Here is a 1,666-nt window from a genome sequence, read left to right on the forward strand (position 1 = left end):
GGGGGGGGGGCGGCGGGGCGCGCAGCGGGGCCCGGTCCTGCGGAGGGGGGGGGGGCCGGCCCCCCCCCGCCGTGGTCTGTTCGTTCATTGCAGTACCCCTTCCAGGACGGAATCGACGGAATCGCGGGTCGCACGCCAGGCGGCAGTCCATTCCACCAGCACTTCGCGGCCCCGCTCATTGATGCGGTAGTAACGCCGCGGCGGCCCAGCCACCGACGGCTCGATCTGGCTTTCCAACAACCCGGCGGCCTCGAGGTTGCGCAGCACCGGGTACAACGCGCTCTGCTTGCCGCTCAACACACCCTCACCGACCCGCTCCAGCTCCTTGGCGATCAAATAGCCGTACAGCGGCTCTCCGGCCCGCGCCAGCACTGCCAGCAGGGCCAGGGACACGGTGCCTGCGCTGAGCTCCTTCTGGAACTTCTTCAGATGGGCTTCGTGCTCGCTCATGACGGTCTCCGCTAGCGTGGAGTCCACACTAGTGCGAACTCAGCTATAGCGAACGTGCCGTTAGTCACCCTGCCGGGGGGCAGGGATGGCTGGCGACCGGGCCGGCCAATCGCGCAGAATCAGGTCACTTCCTTGAAAGGGTCTGCCATGTCGCCACGTCGTCCTGCCCTGCTCGCCCTTGCCCTCGCCTGCCTGCTGCCGGGCGTGACCAGCGCCGCCACGCCCTACCGCAGCGCCCAACAGATTCTGGATGCCTCGCCGGCCAGCGACTGGCGCACGCCGGATCCGGCCAACCTGCTGCTGATGAATCTGGCTTCGGGCCAGGTGGTGATCGAACTGGCTCCGGCGTTCGCGCCGCAGCATGTGGCCAACATCCAGACCCTGGCGCACGAGCACTTCTGGGATGGTGAGAGCATCTACCGGGCGCAGGACAACTTCGTGGTGCAGTTCGGCGACGCCGACGCCGACGATGCCGCGAAGGCCAAGCCTCTGGGCAGCGCCAAGCGCAAACTGCCGGCGGAGTTCCAGCGCGACAGCAAGGGCTTGAAGGTCACGGTGCTGCCGGACAAGGACGGCTGGGCGGACCACACGGGCTTTGTCGATGGCTTCCCGGTAGGCCAGGACACGGCCGACGGCAAAACCTGGCTGGCACACTGCTACGGCGCGCTCGGTGCGGGCCGCAACAACGAGGAAGACAGCAGCATCGGGGCCGAATTGTACGTGGTCACCGGGCAGTCTCCGCGCCAGCTGGACCGCAACATCACGGTGGTGGGACGCGTGCTGAAGGGCATGGAACTGCTCAGCGCACTGCCGCGCGGCCCGGCCCCGATGGGTTTCTACGCGGATGCAGCGCAGCGCACACCGATTGTGTCGATCCAGCGCGCAAGCGACCTGCCTGAAGCACAGCGTCCGACCCTGCAGGTACTGCGCACCGATTCAAAGACATTCGTGGACACGGTGGAAGCGCGCCGTAATCGCGTGGACGATTTCTACAAGCGCGCCGCTGGGCATATCGACCTGTGCAATATTCCGGTGCCGGTGCGTTGATTCTCTAATCGCACAGCCCACTTATCGCCGGGCGTTGCCCGGCTGCGGTTGGTTTTGGGCGAACAGCCGGTGGCCATCGGCCCCCGTGTTTGGGCGCACCGGGGTGGGTTTGCGGGACACGCCGTGAATCCATCCATGGAGGCTCGTCAAAAACATCCATGTTTTTGAC

2 protein-coding genes are annotated in these 1,666 nt (G+C 66.4%); one reads left to right on the top strand and one right to left on the bottom strand.

Annotated features, from left to right (window positions below; translation table 11 throughout):
• Positions 1-84: 84 nt before the first annotated feature.
• The gene (locus QMX83_RS21360) at positions 85-450 is read right to left on the bottom strand and encodes a PadR family transcriptional regulator (RefSeq protein ID WP_282298628.1); all 366 of its coding nucleotides are present in this window, start codon (positions 448-450) and stop codon (positions 85-87) included.
• Positions 451-597: 147 nt separating this feature from the next.
• Here QMX83_RS21360 and QMX83_RS21365 point away from each other — a divergent pair, with 147 nt between their 5' ends.
• Positions 598-1,497 carry a peptidylprolyl isomerase gene (locus QMX83_RS21365; RefSeq protein ID WP_282298629.1) on the top strand — a complete coding sequence of 300 codons (900 nt, stop codon included), beginning with the start codon at positions 598-600 and terminating at the stop codon, positions 1,495-1,497.
• The last annotated feature ends 169 nt before the right edge of the window (positions 1,498-1,666 follow it).

Origin of the sequence: Stenotrophomonas sp. PS02289 (assembly GCF_029960115.1) — a bacterium.
GTDB lineage: Bacteria > Pseudomonadota > Gammaproteobacteria > Xanthomonadales > Xanthomonadaceae > Stenotrophomonas.